Origin of the sequence: Kitasatospora sp. NPDC127035, from assembly GCF_042726075.1 — a bacterium.
Lineage (GTDB): Bacteria > Actinomycetota > Actinomycetes > Streptomycetales > Streptomycetaceae > Kitasatospora.
The window spans coordinates 1-1,828 of the sequence record NZ_JBHXDN010000165.1 but is presented as its reverse complement, the minus strand read 5'-3'; the positions used below and the strand labels follow the sequence as shown (position 1 = coordinate 1,828).

Below are 1,828 nucleotides of genomic sequence, written 5' to 3'. Positions count from 1 at the left end.
TTCGAGCCGACCCTCGACTACGTCGTCGTCAAGGTCCCGCGCTTCGCGTTCGAGAAGTTCCCCGGCGCCGACGCCACCCTCACCACCACCATGAAGTCCGTCGGCGAGGCCATGGCCATGGGCCGCAACTTCCCCGAGGCCCTCAACAAGGCCCTGCGCTCCCTGGAGAAGAAGGGCTCCCAGTTCACCTGGGCCGGCCCCCTGGGCGACAAGGCCGAACTCCTCGCCCGGGCCGCCGTCCCCACCGACGGACGCATCAACACCGTCATGGACGCCATCCGCGCCGGCGCCACCCCCGGCGAGGTCTTCGACTCCACCAGGATCGACCCCTGGTTCGTCGACCAGCTCTTCCTCCTCGACGAGATCGCCGGCGAACTCGCCGACGCCCCCGAACTCACCCCCGCCCTGCTGCGCCACGCCAAGCGGCACGGCTTCTCCGACCAGCAGATCGGCGAGATCCGCGGGCTGCGCCCGGACGTGGTGCGCGAGGTGCGGCACGCGCTGGGGATCCGTCCGGTCTTCAAGACGGTGGACACCTGCGCGGCGGAGTTCGCGGCGCGCACCCCGTACTTCTACTCCTCCTACGACGAGGAGAGCGAGGTGGCGCCGCGCACGAAGCCCGCGGTGATCATCCTGGGTTCGGGGCCGAACCGGATCGGTCAGGGCATCGAGTTCGACTACTCCTGCGTGCACGCCTCCTTCGCGCTGTCGGACGCCGGGTACGAGACGGTGATGGTCAACTGCAACCCGGAGACCGTCTCCACGGACTACGACACCTCCGACCGGCTCTACTTCGAGCCGCTCACCCTGGAGGACGTCCTGGAGATCGTCCACGCCGAGCGGCAGGCCGGACCGCTGGCCGGGGTGATCGTCCAGCTCGGCGGCCAGACGCCGCTGGGCCTGGCCCAGGCCCTGAAGGACAACGGCGTGCCCATCGCCGGCACCCAGCCCGAGGCGATCGACCTCGCGGAGGAGCGCGGCGCCTTCGGCCGGGTCCTGCGCGAGGCGGGCCTGCCCGCCCCCAAGCACGGCACCGCGTTCTCCTTCGAGGACGCGAAGGCCATCGCCGACGAGATCGGCTACCCGGTCCTGGCCCGTCCCTCCTACGTGCTGGGCGGACGCGGCATGGAGATCGTCTACGACGAGACCTCCCTCGCCTCCTACCTGGAACGCCACGCCGGTCTCGTCTCCGAACACCCCGTCCTCATCGACCGCTTCCTCGACGACGCCGTCGAGATCGACGTCGACGCCCTCTACGACGGCACCGAGCTCTACCTCGGCGGCGTCATGGAACACATCGAGGAAGCCGGCATCCACTCCGGCGACTCCGCCTGCGCGCTGCCCCCGATCACCCTCGGCGGCCACGACATCAAGCGCCTGCGGACCTCGACCGAGGCGATCGCCCGCGGCGTGGGCGTCCGCGGACTGATCAACATCCAGTTCGCCCTGTCCGGCGACATCCTCTACGTCCTGGAGGCCAACCCCCGCGCCTCGCGCACCGTGCCGTTCACCTCCAAGGCCACGGCCGTCCCGCTCGCCAAGGCCGCCGCCCGCATCTCCCTGGGCGCCACCGTCGCCGAACTACGCGCCGAGGGGCTGCTCCCGGCGGAGGGCGACGGGGGCACGCTGCCCGCGGACGCGCCGATCGCGGTCAAGGAGGCGGTGATGCCCTGGAGCCGGTTCCGTGACGTCCACGGCCGCGGCGTCGACACCGTCCTCGGCCCGGAGATGCGCTCCACCGGCGAGGTCATGGGCATCGACAAGGTCTTCGGCACCGCCTACGCCAAATCCCAGACCGGCGCCTACGGCGCCCTCCCCACCAAGGGGA

1 protein-coding gene is annotated in these 1,828 nt (G+C 71.0%); it reads left to right on the top strand.

The window, feature by feature from the left end; all coding sequences use genetic code 11:
• Positions 1–1,828, top strand: a 1,828-nt coding sequence (carB, locus tag ACFWIC_RS41005) for a carbamoyl-phosphate synthase large subunit (RefSeq protein WP_380522301.1), incomplete at both ends; no start/stop codon positions are given.